Raw genomic sequence first — 20,757 nt, 5'->3', positions numbered from 1 at the left:
TTTGGGTGACATATCTGTTGGGGACATAGACATACGAGACCTGGGCAACGGATTGGGCGAACTGCAGGCGAACACGCCACAGTGCCGTACACGGCCAAATGGTGTGCACGACAGAGTTGTCGGGAAATCGGCTGCGCTTCAACTCCCCAGAAGTAGCCAGCCGGAACTTACTCTTGCGGCACCAGCTTACACAGTCAGATCACAGGGCGGTAACAAAGGAGGCAAATCCCGCGGGAAAACCGGGTTGGAAACGACGCCGTGGTACCTCGCGAGGAGGCTCCGTGGAGCAGGGATGTTTCGTGCAAGTGGCCCCGCAAAACCAAGTAGTTACCACTCAATCCAGGATCGAAACCCGAAGGTAACGTTTGGAAATGACACCGGTCCGTGCCACTGCCGTCAGGAACGTGTGTCCGGCGGCCCGAAGATGAGACAGGACCATGGACGATACCGAAGGGACCCACACCTCGCCCCCGATCATTCGGGCAGCGGAGCTCCAGGAGATTGCTATTGCCTTGTCAGGGCCGGAACCGGCCGGGATAGTCATCTCGGGGCCGGGGGGTTCAGGAATGACCACGCTCTTGGACGCAGCGGCCTCAGTGCTGAGCGGTTCCTTCAGCGTGATCGCCCACAACGTCTCGGAGTCATTCGCGGACATTCCGTTTGGAATCGCCATGGCACTTGTTCCGGAGCTGCCGGCCAGGGCCAAGGTGTGGCCGGGTTCCATCGTGGCGGCTTGCCGCAAAGCAGTGCGTGGCGCAGCGACACCCGGATCCGTTGCCTTGCTGGTGCTGGACAATATAGATTTCCTGGATGACATGTCTCTTTGGCTCCTGAGCCAGCTGCTTGTCGAACCGGACATCCGCCTGATTGCCACCCACCGCTCCGACCGGCCCTTGAGAATGGAACTCATGGAATCCGTGGTGTCGCGGCAGCTGTCCGTGGTGACGCTGGACGATCTCACGCAGGAGCAGCTTCGCGAATTCCTTGATGATCGCCTCGGCGGACGGGCGGCCCGCAGCCTGGTCCGGGACATCCATGCCCTCACCGGAGGGAACCTGCAAACTGCGAAGTTGCTGTTGGACGAAGCCGCAGCGCGTGGCGAGATCGTGGAGCAGGCTGATTCCTGGATGTTGTCCGGACCGATCCGCTTAGACGGCTCGCAAGCGCTCGAGCTGACCCGCCACCGGCTTGAGGGCTATTCGGTGCCACAGCGGCAAGTCGTGGACTTCCTGGCAGTGGGGGAGCCAATACCGCTGGCCGTCCTTGAACAACTTGGCCAAAAGCGGGCGATCGAAGCGCTGCGCGCCGACGGAACGATCCGAGTCCTGAAGGACGGTGAGAAGACGGCAACGCTCAGCCACGCCATCGAAGCGCGGCTGGCCCGGCAGCAGCTGGGACCTGAACGGATCCTCGAACTTCGACGGGGCATCTACGCGACGAGCTCAACCGTTGCCGATGACTCGCTCTGGACCCTGTTCCGTCGCGTGGACCTTGAACAGGCAAGCGGTTTGCCGGTGCCCGACGCCGATCTATTGACCGTGGCCATTACTGCAAACGATATTCACGACAATCGGAGGGCCCGGCGGGCCGCGGAAGCGGTGCGGGCGCCGGAACTCGAACTGGTTGCCGGTGTGGAGCTGGCACGGGCGCTCTACCAGACAAGGGATTTCCCCGGGGCGGTGACGGTCTTGAAGGGTTTGGTGGCAAACACCCCGGACGCCCTGACTGTGGACTTCGCCCACGCGGTATGGCTTCTGCTGCGTGCCCTTTTACCGACATCGCCCGGGGCGAGTGTCCTGCAGGCGGTCCTCCAGGATGCCCGACGGCGGCTGGAGGCTGCCGCTGTCGGCATCCAGCCGGGCGAGCCGGCCCATCTTGACGAGTCTGCGGTTCGGGACGAACTGGATGTCCTCCAGCTGTATCTGGATGCCCAGAACGGCAGCTGGCCTTCAGCCAACGGTGAGCTGTTCCAAAGGCTTTGCCATAGCCAATTGGTCGATCCTGGATTGCGTACGGAGCACCATCCGCCACCGCCCGTCCAGGCCGGCGTGCTGTTGATGGCGCTCGTCTCCCAAGGGCTGGCCGTCAGCGGGCGGTTCGCTGACGCCGTCGCTCTTTCGACGCTGGCCCTCGAAGCCGTGGGGCGGCTGCCACGGTGCCCCGTGGACTTCCACTCCACCGTGCTGACCATCCACGGGTCCAATCTGATCTGGCGCGGGCAATGGGGTGGCCCCGAAATGTTCTGCGCCGGAAGTTCCAGCTTTAGCAACCGGATGAGCTATTTCGGCGGGTCTGCGCATCTCTACAGGGCACTTGTACTTGCCAGGCAGGGGAGCCTGGAACTGGCATGTGAACAGTTCCGCCAAGCCAAGGCCCGGCTGGATGAAGCCGACCCTGAAGGGCTCCTCCCACCGGCCCTCGGCGGACTTGCCGCGGCTGCGTGGTTGCTGGGCGATGTCAACCAGGTACGCCGGGCACTGGCGGCCTACGATTCGAGGTCCAGCGGAGGGAACTATCTTGCTTCGCAGCTCGCCGAAAGCTATTCGTCCGCCGCCCGGTCAGTGCTGATTGGCGCTGAGCACTCGCACCGGAAACTGCTCCAACTTGCCGGGTCTGCCGCCAAGAAGGGGCACCGGGCGCTTGAAATGTTGAATCTCGGCCTGGCGGCCCGTACCGGCAGCCGGGGAGACCGGCAGCTTGGGGCGGGAGTGTCCGAGCTGGTGTGGAGCGCCGAGTCCGGCGTGCCGTCGGGACAGGAAGCAGGACAGGAAATGGGAACAGGACAGCTAAGCATAGGTGAACCTCAGCAAGGGTCAGACGAGGAGGAGGCTTTCGTTTTTGACGAGCCCCGCCCGGCCAGTCCGGAGGCCGCGTCCTCGGTCCTTCCCGGCGTGGTCAAGCTTTCACAGCGTGAACGCGAAGTGACTGCCTTGGTGGCCTCAGGCCTAAGCAGCGCGGAGGTGGCTGCCCGATTGGGTATCGCCGTGAACACGGTCAACGCCCACCTGCAGCGGGTTTACGGCAAGCTTGGAGTGTCACGTAGGCAGAAGCTTTCCGAACTGTGGGACGAGTTGGCGAAGCCGGAGGAGTAGGGCCAACGCTCCGCGGATGAAGGCAGAGAAGCGGATTGGTGGGACAATTACTAGGTGACGCCACTCCTGGCGGTCAGCCGCTGGCGATTGCCACGTAGTCCTAACGAGGAGCACCGGTTTTGACGATGGTTTCCACCCCCGCGTGGGGAGATGCCCAGGTTTCCGCACTTGATGACGATGAAGTCCGCCGCATCCGCAACGACTTCCCCGTTCTTGGGCAGGAAATCAATGGCAAACCGCTGGTCTACCTGGATTCGGGCGCAACTTCGCAGAACCCCCGGAGCGTGCTTGAGGCTGAGCAGGAATTCTATGAACAGCGGAACTCAGCCGTCCATCGCGGCGCGCACCACCTTGCGGTAGAGGCCACGGACGCCTTCGAAGAAGCGCGTGCCACCGTGGCCCGTTTTGTGGGCGTGCAGGACGATGAGTTGATCTGGACCGCCAACGCCACCGCAGGGCTGAACCTGCTGGCCTATTCGTTTTCGAACGCCAACGTGGGCCGGGTGGGCGGGGAAGCCGGGCGCTTTGCCCTCAAGCCGGGCGACGAAGTGCTTGTCACCGAAATGGAACACCACGCCAACCTGATCCCGTGGCAGGAACTGTGCCGGCGGACCGGAGCAAGCCTCAAGTACATTCCCCTCGACGGCACCGGTGCGCTGCGCCTCGAGGAAGCAGCACGCCTCATGACCTCGCGCACCAGGATCCTGGCCTTCACCCACACTTCAAACGTGCTCGGGAATATCAACCCCGTTGACGTGTTGGTCGGAATGGCACGGCAAGTAGGCGCGTTGGTGGTCCTTGACGCCTGCCAGTCCGCCCCACACCTCCCTTTGGACTTCAAGGCCCTGGACGTGGACTTCGCCGTGTTCTCCGGCCACAAAATGCTGGGGCCCACGGGAATCGGCGCGGTCTATGGCCGCAGCGAACTGCTCAATGCCATGCCCCCGTTCTTGACCGGCGGTTCCATGATCACCACCGTGACCATGGAGGAAGCCCAATACCTGCCTGCCCCCCAGCGTTTCGAGGCCGGAACCCAGCCTATTTCGCAGGCTGTGGCCCTCGCTGCCGCGGCGAACTACCTTAGCGAAACGGGAATGCAGCGGATCGCCCTTCGTGAGGCGGAGCTCGGCCAACGGCTTGTTACGGGCCTCAGCGCCATCGATGGGGTGCGTGTGCTGGGCCCCGGGCCGGGGGAAGAACGGACCGGTCTTGCCGCGTTCGATGTCGCCGGAGTGCACGCTCACGACGTCGGGCAGTACCTCGACAACCTGGGCATCGCTGTCCGCGTGGGCCACCATTGTGCCCAGCCCTTGCACCGGAGGCTGGGCCTGAGCGCCTCCACGCGGGCCAGTACCTACCTCTACACCACATCCGACGAAGTCGACCTGCTGGTGGAGGCCGTTGCCCAGGTCAGGGCTTACTTCGGGGTAACGGCTGCCGGAGCCGCATCATGAGCGGCCTAGATTCCCTGTACCAGCAGCTGATCCTCGAGCATTCCAAGGCCCGAAGCGGCGGAGACCTTTCCAAGCTTCCGGCCGCCGGAACGGGTGCCCCCGCCACGGGACAGAGCGGCACAGAACAGAGCTACTCGGGACAGAGCCACCAGCTCAATCCCATTTGCGGTGACGAAATCACCCTCCGGCTGAGTCTCGGCACCGCCGGAGACGGACAGGCCGTCACGGAAATCCATTGGGACGGTGACGGCTGCGCCATTTCGATGGCGTCGGCGTCCATACTCAGTGAAATGGCACCGGGCATGTCCCCGGGGGCCCTTCGCCACACGATCGATCACTTCCGGGAATTGATGCGTTCGCGCGGCAAGCTGGAAGCGGATGAGGAACTGCTCCAAGACGCTGCCGCGCTGGCCGGCGTTGCCAAATATCCTGCCCGGGTAAAGTGCGCCATGCTCGCGTGGGTTGCTGCGGAGGACGCGCTGCGCCAGGCCGAGGCGAGCCAAGGGGTGTCCCAGGCTCTCTAATGCGGGTGGTTCGAGGTCGAGTACCGTCCACTCTATTCCGGGCAGTGGTCCGGACTTAGCCTCGAAGCATGATTACCTTGGAGAGCAGGCGCGAATGGCGCCAGAGCCAGCATCGGGTCCGCCGGGCGGAATTCGTTGTTGTGGGATTGTTGCTCGCCCTCGTCGCCGCGACAATTCTTGCCGCCGTCGCGGGACTGATGCAGTAAGGGGCGAATGCTCCAACGCAGCATGCTGCGGCGTTCACGCCTGACTATTTATAGCTTGGAAAACCGTACGGCAAAGAAAAGCTCGGACCCGCAATAACCGGTCCGAGCTTTTTTGTACCGTTGGCCTAGTCACCGCATCATTTGGGTACCGCTGCGATGAGCACCGAAATCGTCATGAGACCGAGAATTGCCCAAACAAAGAACAATGACCAGTTCTTCTCTTGGGTTTTCCTGTGGGCCCCATGCCACACTCGTTCCATACTATTCGCGTCCATAGCAGCAAGGTATTCCTGCCGATACCGCCCAAACAGCGTGCCAACCACCCCAATTGAAAGCGGCATTACTCGCATTAAAATGCGGGCTACTCGTATGCGGCCCCGCCACGTCAGGCGCGGGTAAAAACGTCAGGCACGCCGTCGCCGTCGTCGTCCCTTTCTTCCTCCCGCGCTACGTTGCGGTAGTGCCGGTTGCGGGCCTTGAGCACGACGGCGGCAAGCACTGCCGCCGCGAGCGAACCTGCGAGGATGGCCACTTTCGCGTGGTCATCGTGCGGTGAACCGGAACCGAACCCCAGCTCGGCGATCAGGAGGGAGACGGTGAAGCCGACCCCCGCCAGCATGGCCAGCCCTGCGACGTCGATCCAGGCCAGGCCGTCATCCAGCCGTGCGCGTGTGGTCTTGGTGATGAGGAATGTGGTGCCGAAGACTCCTGCCGTCTTACCCACGACGAGGGCCAAGATGATCCCTACAGCTACCGGATCGCGCAGGGCAGCTCCCAGTCCCTCGGCGCCGCCCAAAGCCACGCCGGCGGAGAAGAACGCGAAAACGGGTACGGCAAAGCCGGCGGAGAAGGGACGTAAGCGGTGTTCGAAGCTTTCGGCGAGCCCGGCCGCAGGCTCGCCCTTCTTGCCTGAGGCCACGACGGGCACGGCGAAACCGAGCAGGACCCCGGCGACGGTGGCATGGATGCCTGAAGCATGGACGAAGGCCCAGGTGGCTGCGGCCAGGGGGAGGAGGAGGTACCAGCTACGGACACGCTTCTGGACCAGGAAGGCAAAGAGGGCCAGCGGCACGACGGCGGCCAGCAGCATGAGGGGCTCGAGGCCGCTCGAATAGAAGAACGCGATGATGCCGATGGCTATCAAGTCATCCACCACTGCAAGTGTCAGCAGGAAGGTCCGCAACGCCGCAGGCAAATGGGTGTTGATGACCGCCAGGACGGCCAAAGCGAAGGCGATGTCAGTGGCCGTAGGGATGGCCCAACCCTTGAGTGTTTCCGCGCCCGAGCCGAAGTTGACGACCACGTAGATGAGCGCGGGAAGGACCACGCCGCCCACCGCCGCCGCAACCGGGACGATCGCTTTTGCGGGCTTCCGCAGTTCCCCGGCCACGAATTCACGCTTGAGCTCCAGCCCCGCGATGAAGAAGAAAAAGGCCAAGAGCCCGTCCGAGGCCCAGTGGCCCAAGCTCAATTCCAGATGCCAGGGAGCGTAGCCGATCTTGACTTCGCGCAGCGCGAAGTAGCCGTTGGCAAGGGGTGAGTTTGCCCAGACGAGCGCGGCCACCGTGGCGGCAAGCAAAAGCGCGCCACCAACGGTTTCAGTGCGGAGAATAGCCAGGATCCGTTGGTACTCCGGGAAGCTGGAGCGGCTGAAAACCTTCGAAGGGGCGGCGGGGTCCGGGCGGTTCGCCATGTGGCTCCTTGGGGAGTTGCGGGTCGACAAAACTGTTGCCGACCAGACTTCCCGGCGCACCTGTATTCCATTTTAGCGGAAGGGGGCACGCACCCGGCCGCGGCCCCCTCAATCCTCACAGTCGTTATGAGCCGGTGGGGACTTGCGAGGCGAGGGTGGCGGTGGGGACAGTTGGGCACCGGAAGGGGCGTTAGGTGAGCAGCGCCGCGATCCCGATGACCGCCGTCGCGAGTCCGAGCACCATCGAGATGGTGACCAACGCGACGTGGACCGTGAGGAACTTCGTGGCTTTCCCGTTGGCGTCGCGGGCACGCGAGTCTGCCATGACGCGGCGCAGGAACTGCGGCCACACGATGAGGGACCACGCACCCGCGACGATCAGCACAATCGACAGCCCGGCTGCCAGCTGCACGCTAGTGGCTTTCGAGCCAGGCCTGGGCCTGCTGGGACTGGATGTTCAAGGCCTTGCCCACCATCGGTTCGGCTGCGTCGGCGATCTTGCCGCCAAGGAACGGAACCGACGACGTGACGGCACCTTCGAGCTCGACGCGGGTGTTGCCGCCGTCGGCCACCAGGCGCTGCGCTGCCGTGACATCCAGCGGGGCGCCGGAGATCTTCAGGGAGATGTTGCTGGTCCGGGAACCATCGGCCGTCGGGGCGTCCCACTTCTCGGTCTGGGTGACGGTGAGCTTCTCGCCCACGAACTTGCGGGCGATCTCCGGGAGGCGCGTGGTGGGCAGGGTGCGGACCGTGATGGTCGTGAAGGCGCCGGAGGTGTCGCCGTCGATCTGGAATGATTCCAACGTGCCGCCGACGTACTCGCTCGTGTGGCGCAGGAAGTCTTCGTCGATGAAAGTGGCGGCTACGCGGTCGACGCCGTAGGGCAGGGTGGTGGATGCGTTCAGGGCCATGGGGGTCCTCCGTTAATATCTCGGTTGAAAGCTCTTGCGGCTCCCAAACATCCTACGGTGTGGTCGGGGTAGGCTAGGAACGCCCCGGGATTCGAGAGAATTTCGGGTTTTCGTGCTGCCTTTCCCCATCCGACTTCCCTCTTCCGAGGAGTGCCATCCATGAGCCCCAAAGGCCAACCGTCAGCGGTCAACTCCGGAATCAGCCCCGCCAGCACTGTCGCATCCCTTGATGGATTGCGACGGGCCCTGGGTGAGGACCGGACCTTCGCCCGGGTCAGGCCCGAGGCCTCGCGGGCCTTCGCCGAACGCAGCTCCGATTACCAGATCAGCGCCCCGGCAGGCTTGAGGGCGGCGCTGCTCGCGGAAATGGCCGACGGACTCGCCTCCCAGGATCTTGAAGCCAGCGCTGTGGTGTTGGCCGTGACGGCCACGGGTCGAGAAGCCGAGGACCTTACCGCGGCCTTGGCTGCCTATCTCCCCGCGGACTCGGTGGCGGCCTTCCCCAGCTGGGAAACCCTGCCGCACGAACGGCTCTCCCCGCGCTCGGATACGGTGGGCCGCAGGCTCGCGGTTTTGCGCCGTCTGGCCCACCCGGAGAGCTCGACGGCGGGTCCCCTGCGGGTGGTCGTGGCGCCGGTTCGCGCAGTGGTCCAGCCAGTGGTAGAGGGACTCGGAGAACTGGTTCCGGTGACGTTGAAGGTGGGGCAGGAAATGCCCTTCACCGACGTGGTACGCCGCCTTGCCGACGCTGCCTATTCGCGCGTGGACATGGTTACCCACCGTGGTGAATTCGCCGTCAGGGGCGGTATTTTGGACGTTTTTCCACCCACCGAAGACCACCCGATCAGGGTGGAATTCTTCGGCGACGAGGTGGACCAGATGCGCTGGTTCGCCGTGGCAGACCAGCGTTCGCTCTCCGGACCGAGCGTGCACCACCCGAGCGAATTGCACGCCCCGCCTTGCCGGGAAATCCTCATCACGCCGTCGGTCATGTCCCGGGCCGCCAAGCTCAAGGCCGAGATGCCGGCCGCCGCCGACATGCTGGAAAAGATCGCGGGCGGCATCGCCGTCGAGGGCATGGAGTCCCTGGCTCCGGTTTTGGTGGACGCGATGGTGCCTTTTGTGGACCAGCTGCCGGCAGGTTCCATCGGGGTGGTCATCGAACCGGAGAAGGTCCGCACCCGCGCGCATGACCTCGCGGCCACCAACGAAGAGTTCCTCGAAGCGGCCTGGTCCACGGCGTCCGACGGCGGGTCGGCGCCCCTCGATCTCGACTCGGTGTTGGGCTCCCAAGCCGCTTCAGCGTTGCATGCGGCCAGCTTCCAGTCCTTGACGGACACCCGGCACGCGGCGCTGGCCCACGGTGTTTCCTGGTGGTCCATCACCTCCTTGGCCACGGACGAAGAACTGGTCCTCGACATCGACGTCCTGAACCTGCACGCCCGTGAACCGCGCGGCTACCAGGGCGACGTCGCGGAGATGCTCGAATTCATCGGTTCCCACGTGCGGGACCAATGGCGCATTGTGGTGGCGACGGATGGCCCTGGGCCTGCCCAGCGTCTCGCCGAGTTGTTCCACGATGCCGACATCCCGTGCTCCCGCGTCGAATCCCTGGCCCACGAACCCCAAGCCGGAATCATCGAGGTGACCACCGCCGCCGTCGGACGCGGTTTTGTCCTGGACGGCCTCAAACTGGGGCTCCTCACGGAAGCCGACCTCCTGGGCCGCACCTCGGCCGGGTCCACGAAGGACATGCGGCGCATGCCCTCCAAGCGGCGCAACGCCGTCGACCCCCTCCAGCTGCACGCCGGCGACTTCGTGGTCCATGAACAGCATGGAATCGGGAAGTTCGTGGAGCTGATCCAGCGCAAAGTGGCTGGCTCCTCTGCCGGTCCGTCCGGGGGAGACGCGGGTCTTCGCGAGTACCTCGTGCTTGAGTACGCGGCGTCCAAGCGCGGTGCCCCCGGAGACCGGCTCTTCGTCCCGACGGACCAGCTCGACCAGGTGACCCGCTACGTCGGTGGCGATACGCCGTCGTTGAGCAAGATGGGCGGGGCGGACTGGGCGAGCACTAAGTCCAAGGCCCGCAAGGCAGTCAAGGAAATCGCGGGTGAGCTCATCAGGCTGTACTCGGCCCGCATGGCCTCGCGCGGGCATGCCTTCGCTCCGGACACGCCGTGGCAGCGGGAGCTGGAGGAAGCCTTCCCGTATGTGGAGACGCCGGACCAGCTCACCACCATCAACGAGGTCAAGGCCGACATGGAACGCGAGATCCCCATGGACCGCCTGGTCTCGGGCGACGTCGGCTACGGAAAGACCGAGATCGCGGTCCGGGCGGCGTTCAAGGCGGTACAGGACGGCAAGCAGGTTGCGGTGCTGGTTCCCACCACGCTGCTCGCCCAGCAGCATTATGAGACGTTCACCGAGCGCTTCTCCGGGTTCCCGTTGCGCGTCAAGCCGCTGTCCCGGTTCCAAGGTGCGAAGGAAGCCAAGGAGACCATAGAGGGAGTCGAGAACGGCTCCGTGGATGTGGTCATTGGCACGCACCGCCTGCTGTCCAAGGACTTCAAGTTCAAGGATCTCGGCCTGGTGATCGTCGATGAGGAGCAGCGCTTCGGCGTGGAGCACAAGGAAGCGCTCAAGAAGATGCGCACCAACGTGGACGTCCTCGCCATGAGCGCCACCCCCATCCCGCGTACCTTGGAAATGTCCCTCACGGGTATCCGCGAAACATCAACGCTGGCCACACCGCCGGAGGAGCGGCACCCGGTGCTGACGTATGTCGGGCCGTTCACCAACAAGCAGACGTCCGCGGCGATCCGGCGTGAACTCATGCGCGAAGGCCAAGTGTTCTTCGTTCACAACCGTGTGTCCTCGATTGAGCGCATCGCCGCCCAGATCCGGGAACTTGTCCCCGAGGCCCGCGTCGAAGTGGCCCATGGACAGATGTCCGAGAGTCGCCTGGAAAAGATCATCGTGGACTTCTGGGAGAAGCGCTTTGACGTCCTGGTCTGCACCACCATCATTGAGACCGGCCTGGATATTTCCAATGCCAACACCCTGATCGTGGACGGCGCGGACAAGTACGGCCTCTCCCAGCTTCACCAACTGCGTGGCCGCGTGGGCCGTGGCCGCGAACGCGCCTACGCCTACTTCCTGTACCCCTCCGAGAAACCCCTGGGCGAAGTGGCTCTCGAACGGCTCAAGGCCGTCGCGGCCCACAACGAGCTTGGCGCGGGCATGCAGTTGGCCATGAAGGACCTCGAAATCCGTGGTGCCGGCAACCTGCTGGGCGGGGAGCAGTCCGGGCACATCCAAGGGGTCGGCTTCGATCTGTACATCCGGCTGGTCGGCGAAGCCGTGGCCGAATACCGTGGCGAGGCCGAAGAGAAGGCCGCCGACATGAAGATCGAGCTGCCCGTCAACGCCCACTTGCCGCACGACTACGTGCCCGGCGAACGCCTGCGCCTCGAGGCCTACAGGAAGCTTGCCGGGGCCATCACCAACGAGGCGATCGACGAAGTGCTGGCTGAACTCGTGGACCGTTACGGCGAGCCGCCGCTGCCCGCGAAGAACTTGATCGCCGTCGCGCGCTTCAGGGTGGGTGCCCGCGAGGCCGGGCTGTCCGACGTCGCGCTCCAAGGCAACTTCATCCGTTTCTCGCCCGCCCAGCTGCCCGAATCGAAAGTCATGCGGCTCAACCGCATGTACCCCGGCTCGCAGATCAAGCCGGCCCTCGACGCCGTGCTGCTCCCCAAGCCCAAGACGGCGAGGATCGGCGGCCGCGACCTCCAGGACGCCGAGATCCTCGAGTGGGCCAACACGGTGATCGAAGCTATCTTCTTCTCGGCTTCGCCGACGTCCAGCGCTTCGCAGACCGCAGGCTAAGCGATGATGGGAGGACACCACGCCGCGTCCGGGGCCGCGGCGTGGATAGCTATCGCTTCAACCGGCCCGTACGCCTTGGGCTGGTACCCGCTGGACGCCACAGGAATCCTCATCGGAGCGATGACGACGGCGGGAACTGCTTTGGTATGCGATTGGGACCACCGCTCAAGCACCATCGCCCACTCCCTACCGCCGCTGTCCAACGTGATCGCCGTCGGGATCGAGAAGGCCAGCGGAGGGCACCGGCAGGGAACCCATTCGCTGTTGGGGGCCTCGGCCTTCGTGGTCCTCGCCGCCATGGCCGCCCAGTTCCAGCTGGATACTCCCGTGGGCCGTTTGTCCGTGGGGGCCGGACTGTTGTGCATGTTCATGATCAACCTGGCCGCCAAAGCACTCAAGCTGTTCCCGAATACCGGGTGGATCGCCAACTGGGTGTTCGCTCTTACCATGGCCGGGCTGGTCACGTGGTTCGCCCCGCATCAGTGGAGCTGGCTGCCCCTGTCCATGCTCACCGGCGTCGGGATCCACATTGTCGGCGACATGATCACCACCGGTGGAGTGCCGCTGCTGTGGCCCATCGTCATCAAGCCCCCGAAGTTCTGGCGCAAGCTGCCCCTCGTCAGCGGGATCTGGCGGTCCAACGGCGCCTTCTCCATCCCCTTGCTTGGCAAGGCCGGTTCGCGGCGGGAATGGCTGGTCCTGATTCCCGTGGGCGGCTACGCCATGGTTGGACTTGGCCTGGCGGCGTGGGCATTGCTCCGGAACCAGTGGCCAACCGTCCAGGCCCTCATGCTGGGCTTGGGCGGTTGACGGTGGATCTCAGAACCTCGAGGGGGAGCCGGCTGTGAAGGTGCCGGTCATCAGATTGCCTCCTTTGTCCGCGGCGCCTGCAGGCGGGGTGTAGGTCGGCATTTTCGGTTGGATGTTCCCTCCCGGGACGTTAGCCGCATCAGGCTGGCCGAGAGTTATGACGAGTGTCCCGGTGGACTGGGTCCAGGCCATGGTGGACACTGTGAAGATCAGGGGCGACGTAGTGCTTGCGTTGTAGCCGCCGACGAGGGCCACGCTGCCGAATGACGGCGGTGTGCAGGTTGTAGCGCCCGTGCTGGCGAACGTCAAGACTTGGCCGAGGCTGATGCTGACGGTCCCGTTTACGCTCTGGATGGCGGACGTGGAGTTCCAGCCGCTGCACAGAGTGTGTGGGTCCATGTCTGTCGAAAAGACGATGGTGAGCGTGTCTCCCGCGTCGGCTTTCTTTGTGGCGGCGCCGCCGTTGGCCATAGTGACGGAGCTGACCGTCGGCGGAAGGTCGATGGCTATGGCCTGCGTTTGGGTGCCACTGGAGTTGCCGGCCGCATCGGTAGCGGAGTAGTAAATATTGTGGGCTGCCTCCCCTGTGACGCTCACGGAGGCGGTTGCGCCGGCGACCGTGACTTGGGTGCCGGTGTCCACCTGGTAGGTGATGGATGCTACGCCTGAACCGCCGACGTCCGTGGCACCGAGGTTCACTGTCACCGGGCTGGTGGTGTAATCGCCCCGGGAGTTTGGCGATGGCGAGATTGAGGTGACTCCGACGACGGGCACAACGGTATCGATCTTGACGGTTTGGGTCTGCCGTGTGCTGGCGTTCCCGGCGACGTCCGTCGCGAAGTAGGACACTGTGTGAGTGCCGTCGCCGCCGCTCACATTCACCGCGGCTGTGGCCGCGTTGACCGTCACAGTGGTGCCGCCGTCGACAGCGTACTTGATGTTCGCGACGCCGGAACCGCCTGTATTGTCCACGGCGGCGAGATTGACGGTGACCGTACTGCTGCGGTTGAAGCCTGCGGCATTCGGCGCCGGGGAAACGGAGGTCACACTGATGGTGGGCGGAGTCGAATCAGTATTGACGCCTGCGCTCCGCGCGCTTTCGGCACCCGTCCACAAAGAGATGGCTGGTGTGACTGTGTAGTACCAGGTCCCTGCGGGCAGGTTCTGTTCGATGCAGCTGAGGCCGGACACCGTTCCAGCGCAGCCTCCTCCAGCGGCAATACCGGTACCTCCGGAGGCAGACGAGTATCGGGCCACGGTGTAGCCCGCCACTGCGCGTCCGCCCGCTGTGGTGGCGGCCGCCCAGCTGACCGTGACATTGGCGCCGCTCAATGACGCAGCGGGAGTGCCGCCTTGCGGCATGCTGTCGGCTTTGGCGGCGCCGAAATTGCTGCTGCTCAGCGATTGCCAGAAGGCGTTGGCCGCCGGGCCGCCCCAGGAAATGAACAGGACTGCCAATAGCGTCCAGGTCATGCGACGGCGAAGCGCATGCCTGTACCCGCGGCCTGCAGAGTGCTGGGGCTTGTTCATTTGCGGACCGCCATCGTCACTGGAAGGTGGAATACGGAGCCCTGGCAGCTGGATTGTGAAGCCGTCGACATCGATGCTGCGGCGGGCAGGGTGATCAGAACGGAAGTGTTCGCTGGTATCGACACCGTTGGAGTGAGAGGCGCGGCAGGAGCGTTGAACGTGACGCCCGTGGTGGTGCACAGCGGGTGGGATGCATCCGCAGTAACGGCTCCGTTCGCGGTGAAACTGTACACCTGCACCGCGAAGGCATTCGGATTGCTTGCCCGGACGATCACGTCGGCGCTACTGCCGGGAACGAGTGTGGTTGAGGGACTGTCACCTGCTACGAAGGCGTCCACGATGACAGTCTGCATGGTGGCGCTGGCGGCCGAGCCGCTGCCGATCCCGATCGTGGACCAATAGGCGTAGGCCGATCCGACACCCAGCACCAGGCTGAGAACGGCAGCCGTCGCGGCTGCTTTGGCTGCCGCCAAGGAGCCGGTCTTCATCCACCTTTTCGCTTTCATGTCAGTTGCCCGCATTTCAATTGCCCTGTCCCGTTCCGGAGTAGGAAAGCTGGAGGGTTGCGCCTTTGCAACCGTCTTGGTTCAGCGAAGTGTCCAGCATTCTTATCTGTGGCCACCGAGCTGCCGGAATTCCGCTCCCGGAGAGCGAGGAATTGCCGGGCGGGGCAGAGATCGGATAACTGCCGCTGAATTGGGTCACTGTGTAGTCCGCAGGACTGCACGGCCGGTTGTTGGCCACGGCCTGGGCGGTCCGGGTGACTCCCGTGACGGAAACGGTAAGGCCCGTGACATTGAGGCTGGAATTGCCCGGATTCGTCAATTGAAGATTAATCGGTACAGCGCTGCCCGGTGCCAGCAAGCCTGTGGGGCCGCCTGAGATGGTGAACGGCAAGTGCTGGCCGGCGGTCACTGTCAAAGATACGACGACGACGGCGGACTGTAGCGTCCCGCTGCTGCCCTTGAGGCTCAGGGAGTACGTACCAAGGGGTGAGGCGGACGTAGTGAACACGTCGAGGTTCGCTGAGGCCGATCCTGGCCCGGCGGTGACCACTGCAGGCGAAAACGATGCTGTGGCGCCCGCCGGTAGACCCGAGATTGTCAGTGAGACGTTGCCGACAAAACCGCCCGAGGGCTGGACCACGACGTTGTAGCTCGCCGACGTTCCCTGGGTGACGGATCTGCTGCTTGGGGCAAGCTGCAGCGTGATGGCTTTTGAGGTGTTTTGGTTTCCATTGCTGTTGGCGGCGAGCACGACGCCCGATGTGAGAGTCACCAAAAGGAGGCCTGCCAGAAGCACTTTGGCTCCCGCTCGGACGATGCGAAGCGGCGAGTGGAATAACTCCGGAATGCTCGGCACCTGGGCCTCCTCTAGGGTTCTGTGTGGTTTCTACTGCGATCGGACAGCACAAGCTGGTGGGCCCGCGATGGGCCCACCAGCTGGATGGCTAGTGGCTGGCGTAGGCGAAGTTGACGGTGACGTTTTTGCAAGCGTCCTGGTTGGTGGTCTTGTCGTTGAACGCGATCGTCGCACCGTGCCAGCTGTCCACATTCGTGCCGCTGGCTACTTCGTGGCCGACGGTCATTGTCGCGTTGGCGAGGGTGAAGTCGGTCGCGTCGCAGCCGACGGCAGCCAATCCGCCGTTGGTCACGCTCGCGATGCTCGCCGTCACATCCGCGACGTAAACCGGGCTCGAGTTCGTGTTGGTGAAATTGCCGCTCAGGGTCTGAGCTCCGCCGCCCGGCTCCAGACCGGTGACAACGCTAGTCTGATTGGCTGTGATGGTCGTGTTTGTCCCTGATGCTCCGGAACCGACACCGCTGCCGGTGTTGGTCCAGTAGGCGTAGGCTGCTCCGCCGCTTGCTGCTACGAGGGCGATTGTTGCTGCGGCCGCGTAGACTTTTCCCTTTTTGCTCAATTTGCGCATGAGTGAGACTCCTTTTTGAATTGGTGTTCCCCAGAACAGGCGACAGCGGCAATGAATTCGAATATTCCAACCCTTGCTTCGATTGCCCATTCAATCGATGACCAAATGCTTGCATGGGCGGTCTTTAACTAACAACGAGTGGTGTTACCCGTCTTTCGCAGTCAAAAGCGAGTGGTACTACTTGGTTTCGATCACCACTTCTGACCTTCTTTGCTGAAACAACGACGGCGACACACCCTATTTTGGGGCGTGTCACCGTCGTCCGCGTTCAAAAGAGGTCAGAAGTGGTGGAGTCGCATTTAAACTGCTGTGGCCCCGGACTGGAAAGTCCGGGGCCACAGTTTTTGCGGTTGTTTTCTTAGCTTTCGCCAGCCGAGTTGGAGCGGCCGAGAATGGTCTGCGGGATCCAGAAGGCAAGGCCAAAGAGGACCAGGCAAATGGCCATCGGCCAGGTGTTCTCCAGCGTCAGGAAAGTCAAGGAGTAGATGGCACCGAGGAACAGGACCATGCTGAATACAAAGAGCAGAATGCTCTGGCCCATAGGGTTTTCTTTTTCGATGGGCTGGCTGGCGTTCTGGGACATGCTTTCCTCCTCGGCCCCGGGGGGCTCAAAAACTATGGCGGCTGCCGGAAACTCAGTACGCGGATGAACCTTGTTCACCTTTGACGATGGCAATTCCGGAGCTCGCACCGATACGTGTTGCACCAGCAGCAATCATAGCCTGTGCATCGGCCAGGGAACGTACTCCACCGGAGGCCTTGACGCCGAGATCCGGGCCCACTGTCTTGCGCATGAGGGCCACGTCTTCCACCGTGGCGCCGCCACCGTTGAAACCGGTTGAGGTCTTCACGAAGTCCGCCCCGGCCTCCACCGATGCCTCGCAGGCCAGGACCTTCTGCTCGTCATTTAGCAGGGCAGTCTCGATGATGACCTTCAGGATGGCGCCACCGGCGTGGACAGCCTCCGCTACGGTCGTGATGTCATCCACCAATGCGCCTTTGTCGCCGGCACGGGCCGCGGCGATGTTGATCACCATGTCGATTTCATCCGCACCGTCCAACACGGCGCCACGTGCTTCGAAAGCCTTGACGTCGCTGGGAGTGGCGCCGAGCGGAAAGCCGACAACCGAGCAGGTGAGCACTCCGGAACCCTTGAGTGCCTTCGTCACGGTCTTGACCCAAATCGGATTGACGCACACCGACTTGAACTTGTACTCGGCCGCCTCGGCACAGACTTGGCGCACTTCGGCTTCGCTGGCTTCCGGCTTGAGAAGAGTGTGGTCGATGTATGAAGCGATGCTTGCACTGTTGTCCAGTGCGCTGGAGGCTTCGTTGCTCATGGAGGTCCTTCCGTGGCGGGCCCGGTGTGCCGCAAGGGTCGCGGCTCGTCAAATGACCATCTTGCCACACTGCCCGGCTGCCGCGGAGGCTCCCTCAGCGGGGCTGGCGGGCCGGGTATCGGGCTCCCTGAGACTCCCGCCCCAGCCCACCCTCAGGCCCCCAGCCTCGCCTTGGACCCGCTAGCCCCTCAGGCCCGCGTCCCCTCAGGCCGCTGCGGCGGAGCGTGCGGAACGCGGAGGCCGTGTAGGACTGGAAGTGCGGAGCCTGGCGTCTTCCTCAAGCCGGGCAGCGCAGTGTGCCGCGGCGGCATTCGAGGAGAAGACGAGCCCCAGGCGCATGCCGTCCCGCGAGGCGGCGTCCCCGATCGCCCAGATGCCCGGCACCGATGTGGAGAAATCGCGCCCCACCCTGATGCCGCCGTCGGGAGCTGTCTGCAGGCCCGCGCTTTCAGCGAGCCCATTGCGGGGGAGCCGTTCCTCGGCGAGCACCACAAGATCGCCGTTCATGCTGCTCCCGTCCTCGAAGACGATCCCGGTAGCAGGCAGGACTGAACCGGCGACGGAAGGCATGACGGCAGCTGGACGCAAAGTGGTTCGGATGGGGCGGACTCCGCGGGCGCGCAGCACGGCCTCGGCCTGGCCGGCCGCCGGACCGGTGCCAACCAGAATCCCCAGCGGACGACGGCCCAGGACCCTGGTGATGTCCTTGACCGCGGTGCCGATCTGCTCGGCGTCGTCGATGGTGGAGTAGTTGAGGCTGCAAGCTGCGCCTTGGACCGGCGGGTACATGGGGGACGAGCCGGTCGCAATCACCAGCTGATCGTAGGGGAACTCGAGGCCTTCGGTGGTGCTGACCGTGCGGGCCTGGACATCGATGAAGCTCGCGGCCTGGCCGAAACGCACGGAGACTTGGGGTAGGGCGGTTAGCTCCAGGAGGGCATCGGGGCACTCGTCGCGGTTGCTCAGGACGGTGATAGTGCCATGGAACACTGCCGTTCCGGGCTGTCGCGAAGTAGTGCTGCTGCCTGTCAGTCGACGGACCAGGGCCTGGGCTGCCGGCCCGGCTCCTGCGATGACGAGGTGGATGGTGCCTGCGGACGGGGTGATGGACATGGTGGGTCCCTTCGCTGAACTGAGCTGTGGTTGATGTGCCTGTGCCTAGCGTAGGCGGGGGGTTTTTCGGTGGTGTTTCCCTGTTGTTGCCATTTGGCGGTGGCCCGTTCCCTGATGGTTACCAGCCGGTAATGAGCTGGATCACACAGGCGCCGCCGCGGCGTCAATCCTGCACGCCTAGTGCGCTGTGAGGGAGCGGTCCGGAGGTGCCAGCCACTCCCTGCTCTGGCCAAGCCCGACTACGCTGTCCATCGTGCCTCCGCCGCGCAGGGCCGCCGCACCTGCTTCCGTGGTAGCCGTGAGGAACCACGCTTCGACGTGGTCGTCCAGGAGGCTATGAGCTTCGGGAAGCCAGGCGGTGAACACCGGCTTGGGTGCCACGTGGAGGGTTTTCAAGGGCGCGACGCCGGGAGCGTCGCCCAGGACGAGCCGCGCCTTGGCCTGCCCGCCGTAGGCGACGTTAGCGGTGCCCTCTACATAGCTGTCCGACTTCCAGAGCATTCCACGGAAGGCGCCGTAGTTGGCGACCGCGAGCCTCACCGGGAGCCCGACCGGAGCAGGCTTTGCGATTTCGATATAGCAGCCCAGCCTTCCGTCCTGGTCGTACTGGGCTGAGACGGTGGCGTCCGTGACTACGAAGTCGAGGTTGGCCTGATGCTTGGGCATGCCCCAGACTCCCTTGCCGCATTTGACCGAGATTTCGGTGTTGACCGGCAGGTCCACCACGAACTGGCCAAGCCTGAACGACTTCTGGAAGAGGAGCGGCAGAAACGGCGGGACGGGCCGGCTGCCGTGGGTGATGGCAATGGCCAGGGAATGTTCGATGTATGTGCCGATGTCCGTCGACGTGTGGTTGACCACCATGACCATCAGCAGGGCTTTGCCGCCGAGGCTGAAGGGTCGTATTTCCTTGCCTGGGAGCAGCCCGGCGGCGGCGCGTTTGTTGATGGAAAATGCCGCGATCAGCATGGGGGAGTCGTTCGACTTGAGCGGCATCACGTGATTGACGCCATCCGCTTTGGCGTACTGGCCGCTGAGTTTGATCTGGCGGCGTGGGACCGGGGAGGGGAGCAAGCTGTGGAGGGCCCTGTGCATCGCCGCGTGAAGCTGTGCGAAGTTTTTCATGGCCGTTCCTCCGGACCAAGATCGAATCTACGGCCATGGTCCCACCGTGCCGGGCATCTGTCCATGACGAGGAATTAGCGCCTGGGCGCCGCCGTTGAGCTACGGACTACCAGCTCGGGCGTGAGGCGCTCGTCCGCGATGGGAGCCTCGGGATTGTTGAGCCGGTTCATTGCCACGGCTCCGGCGATGTTTCCCAGTTCTATTGCGTGGAGATCGACCGAGGTCAGGTCGATCCCGTGGAGCCGGCCGGTCCGTGAATTGTCGTAGCCCACCAGTGACAGGTCTCCGGGAATGGCCATGCCCCTCGCGTAGGCGGCTTCTCGTGCTGCCAATGCGAACTGGTCATTGTGCGTGAAGATGGCTGTCGGGCGGTCCGCGGAGTCAAGGATTTCAACTGCGGCACGCATTCCGGCATCTTGCGTGAAGTCATCGGCCGGTACGGTCCGGGGAACCATTCCTGCGCCGCGCATTGTCTTCTCGTGGCTCCTTCGGCGGACCGTATGGCCGTCGTAGTCGGGTCCGGCCAGATGGGCGATCCGGGTGTGTCCAAGGCTGAGAAGGTGTTCGGTGGCGGCGCGGGCGCCGGCGTCGTCGTCCGAATACACGCTGTCGACGCCGGGTACGGGCCGCGCGACGCTGACGATCGGGACTATTTGTGCAAGTTCCTGCACCCGTTCGTCCGGGTCGAGCAGCGTTGCGGCGATGATGATCCCCACCCGCGCCTCAATCAGCGAGTCCACGGCTCCCGCGTCCACGCCGTCGATAGACTGGGAGACGCTGAGGATGAGCCGGTTGCGGGCTTGGGGGAGTGCCATCCTTACGCCGCTGAGGATATCGGCATAAACCTCGTTGTGGATGTCCATCAAATAGAGCCCGACGGCGGAGCGATGCTTGCGTGCAAGGTCGGCAGCGGCCGCGTTGGGCCGGTAACCGAGACGTTTTGCCGCGTCGAAGATTGCTTGCTTCGTCTCGCCGCTAACACCGGGAGCATCGCGGAAGGCGAAAGACACGAGCGTGCGGGAGACACCGACTTCACGAGCCACATCGCTCTGTGTAGCGGGACGGAGCTGCCGGTCAAGACCCATGCCCTCATCTTCCCACGGCGAGGAAGTCTCAATTAAGTCATTTGTTAGATTGACCT

At 63.9% G+C, this 20,757-nt stretch carries 18 protein-coding genes; 6 read left to right on the top strand and 12 right to left on the bottom strand.

The genetic code is table 11. The annotated features are described in order from the left end of the window. The first annotated feature begins 437 nt into the window (after positions 1-437). From AC4CS3_RS04070 to AC4CS3_RS04055, 4 genes are all read left to right on the top strand, one after another. Positions 438-3,092: a LuxR C-terminal-related transcriptional regulator gene (locus tag AC4CS3_RS04070; protein ID WP_490782312.1), complete on the top strand. Its 2,655-nt coding sequence runs from the start codon at positions 438-440 to the stop codon at positions 3,090-3,092. 119 nt (positions 3,093-3,211) lie between these two features. Beyond that, a complete protein-coding gene (locus tag AC4CS3_RS04065; RefSeq protein WP_490782311.1) occupies positions 3,212-4,546 on the top strand; it encodes a SufS family cysteine desulfurase in 1,335 nt (444 codons plus the stop codon). Next, complete coding sequence (gene sufU / locus AC4CS3_RS04060; RefSeq protein ID WP_490782310.1) at positions 4,543-5,070, top strand: Fe-S cluster assembly sulfur transfer protein SufU; 528 nt, start codon at positions 4,543-4,545, stop codon at positions 5,068-5,070. The genes AC4CS3_RS04065 and sufU overlap by 4 nt, the downstream gene beginning before the upstream one ends. Positions 5,071-5,138: 68 nt before the next feature. Beyond that, positions 5,139-5,276 (top strand): hypothetical protein, encoded by a 138-nt coding sequence (locus tag AC4CS3_RS04055; RefSeq protein ID WP_441412254.1) that lies wholly within the window; start codon positions 5,139-5,141, stop codon positions 5,274-5,276. A gap of 385 nt (positions 5,277-5,661) precedes the next feature. Here AC4CS3_RS04055 and nhaA read toward each other — a convergent pair whose 3' ends face one another. The 3 genes from nhaA to AC4CS3_RS04040 all read right to left on the bottom strand — a co-directional run bounded on the left by nhaA (position 5,662) and on the right by AC4CS3_RS04040 (position 7,880). Beyond that, positions 5,662-6,969 carry a Na+/H+ antiporter NhaA gene (gene nhaA, locus AC4CS3_RS04050; protein WP_490782309.1) on the bottom strand — a complete coding sequence of 436 codons (1,308 nt, stop codon included), beginning with the start codon at positions 6,967-6,969 and terminating at the stop codon, positions 5,662-5,664. Positions 6,970-7,159: 190 nt separating this feature from the next. Continuing rightward, positions 7,160-7,381, bottom strand: a complete 222-nt coding sequence (locus AC4CS3_RS04045) for an SCO4848 family membrane protein (protein WP_490782308.1) — start codon at positions 7,379-7,381, stop codon at positions 7,160-7,162. A 1-nt stretch (position 7,382) separates the two neighbouring features. Continuing rightward, positions 7,383-7,880, bottom strand: coding sequence for a DUF2505 domain-containing protein (locus tag AC4CS3_RS04040; protein ID WP_345449620.1), 498 nt, complete (start codon positions 7,878-7,880; stop codon positions 7,383-7,385). Positions 7,881-8,039: 159 nt separating this feature from the next. Here AC4CS3_RS04040 and mfd point away from each other — a divergent pair, with 159 nt between their 5' ends. Beyond that, positions 8,040-11,768, top strand: a complete 3,729-nt coding sequence (gene mfd / locus AC4CS3_RS04035; RefSeq protein ID WP_490782307.1) for a transcription-repair coupling factor — start codon at positions 8,040-8,042, stop codon at positions 11,766-11,768. Between the two features lie 3 nt (positions 11,769-11,771). Then, on the top strand, positions 11,772-12,578 hold the full coding sequence (locus AC4CS3_RS04030) for a metal-dependent hydrolase (protein WP_490782306.1): 807 nt from the start codon (positions 11,772-11,774) through the stop codon (positions 12,576-12,578). Positions 12,579-12,587: 9 nt separating this feature from the next. Here the strand turns inward: AC4CS3_RS04030 and AC4CS3_RS04025 are convergent, their stop codons facing one another. From AC4CS3_RS04025 to AC4CS3_RS03985, 9 genes are all read right to left on the bottom strand, one after another. After that, entirely contained in the window at positions 12,588-14,108 is a 1,521-nt protein-coding gene (locus AC4CS3_RS04025) for an OmpL47-type beta-barrel domain-containing protein (protein ID WP_490782305.1), read from the bottom strand. Then, positions 14,105-14,614, bottom strand: coding sequence for a hypothetical protein (locus tag AC4CS3_RS04020; protein ID WP_490782304.1), 510 nt, complete (start codon positions 14,612-14,614; stop codon positions 14,105-14,107). Before AC4CS3_RS04020 ends, AC4CS3_RS04025 begins: the two co-directional genes overlap by 4 nt. A 16-nt stretch (positions 14,615-14,630) precedes the next feature. Further along, positions 14,631-15,470 carry a COG1470 family protein gene (locus tag AC4CS3_RS04015; protein WP_490782303.1) on the bottom strand — a complete coding sequence of 280 codons (840 nt, stop codon included), beginning with the start codon at positions 15,468-15,470 and terminating at the stop codon, positions 14,631-14,633. An 88-nt stretch (positions 15,471-15,558) separates the two neighbouring features. Next, positions 15,559-16,038 (bottom strand): hypothetical protein, encoded by a 480-nt coding sequence (locus AC4CS3_RS04010; RefSeq protein WP_490782302.1) that lies wholly within the window; start codon positions 16,036-16,038, stop codon positions 15,559-15,561. 358 nt (positions 16,039-16,396) lie between these two features. After that, complete coding sequence (locus AC4CS3_RS04005; protein WP_236816379.1) at positions 16,397-16,621, bottom strand: hypothetical protein; 225 nt, start codon at positions 16,619-16,621, stop codon at positions 16,397-16,399. Between the two features lie 52 nt (positions 16,622-16,673). Next, a complete protein-coding gene (gene deoC, locus AC4CS3_RS04000; RefSeq protein WP_234750836.1) occupies positions 16,674-17,378 on the bottom strand; it encodes a deoxyribose-phosphate aldolase in 705 nt (234 codons plus the stop codon). A gap of 204 nt (positions 17,379-17,582) precedes the next feature. Further along, the gene (locus AC4CS3_RS03995; RefSeq protein WP_490782301.1) at positions 17,583-18,491 is read right to left on the bottom strand and encodes an FAD-dependent oxidoreductase; all 909 of its coding nucleotides are present in this window, start codon (positions 18,489-18,491) and stop codon (positions 17,583-17,585) included. A gap of 177 nt (positions 18,492-18,668) precedes the next feature. Continuing rightward, positions 18,669-19,616: an acetoacetate decarboxylase family protein gene (locus tag AC4CS3_RS03990; protein WP_490782300.1), complete on the bottom strand. Its 948-nt coding sequence runs from the start codon at positions 19,614-19,616 to the stop codon at positions 18,669-18,671. A gap of 74 nt (positions 19,617-19,690) precedes the next feature. Beyond that, complete coding sequence (locus AC4CS3_RS03985) at positions 19,691-20,701, bottom strand: LacI family DNA-binding transcriptional regulator (protein WP_490782299.1); 1,011 nt, start codon at positions 20,699-20,701, stop codon at positions 19,691-19,693. Positions 20,702-20,757: the final 56 nt, after the last annotated feature.

It is taken from the genome of Arthrobacter sp. SE2, from assembly GCF_058244265.1.
The sequence above is the reverse complement of the archived record's forward strand: the minus strand, read 5'-3'. Positions and strand labels throughout refer to the sequence as shown.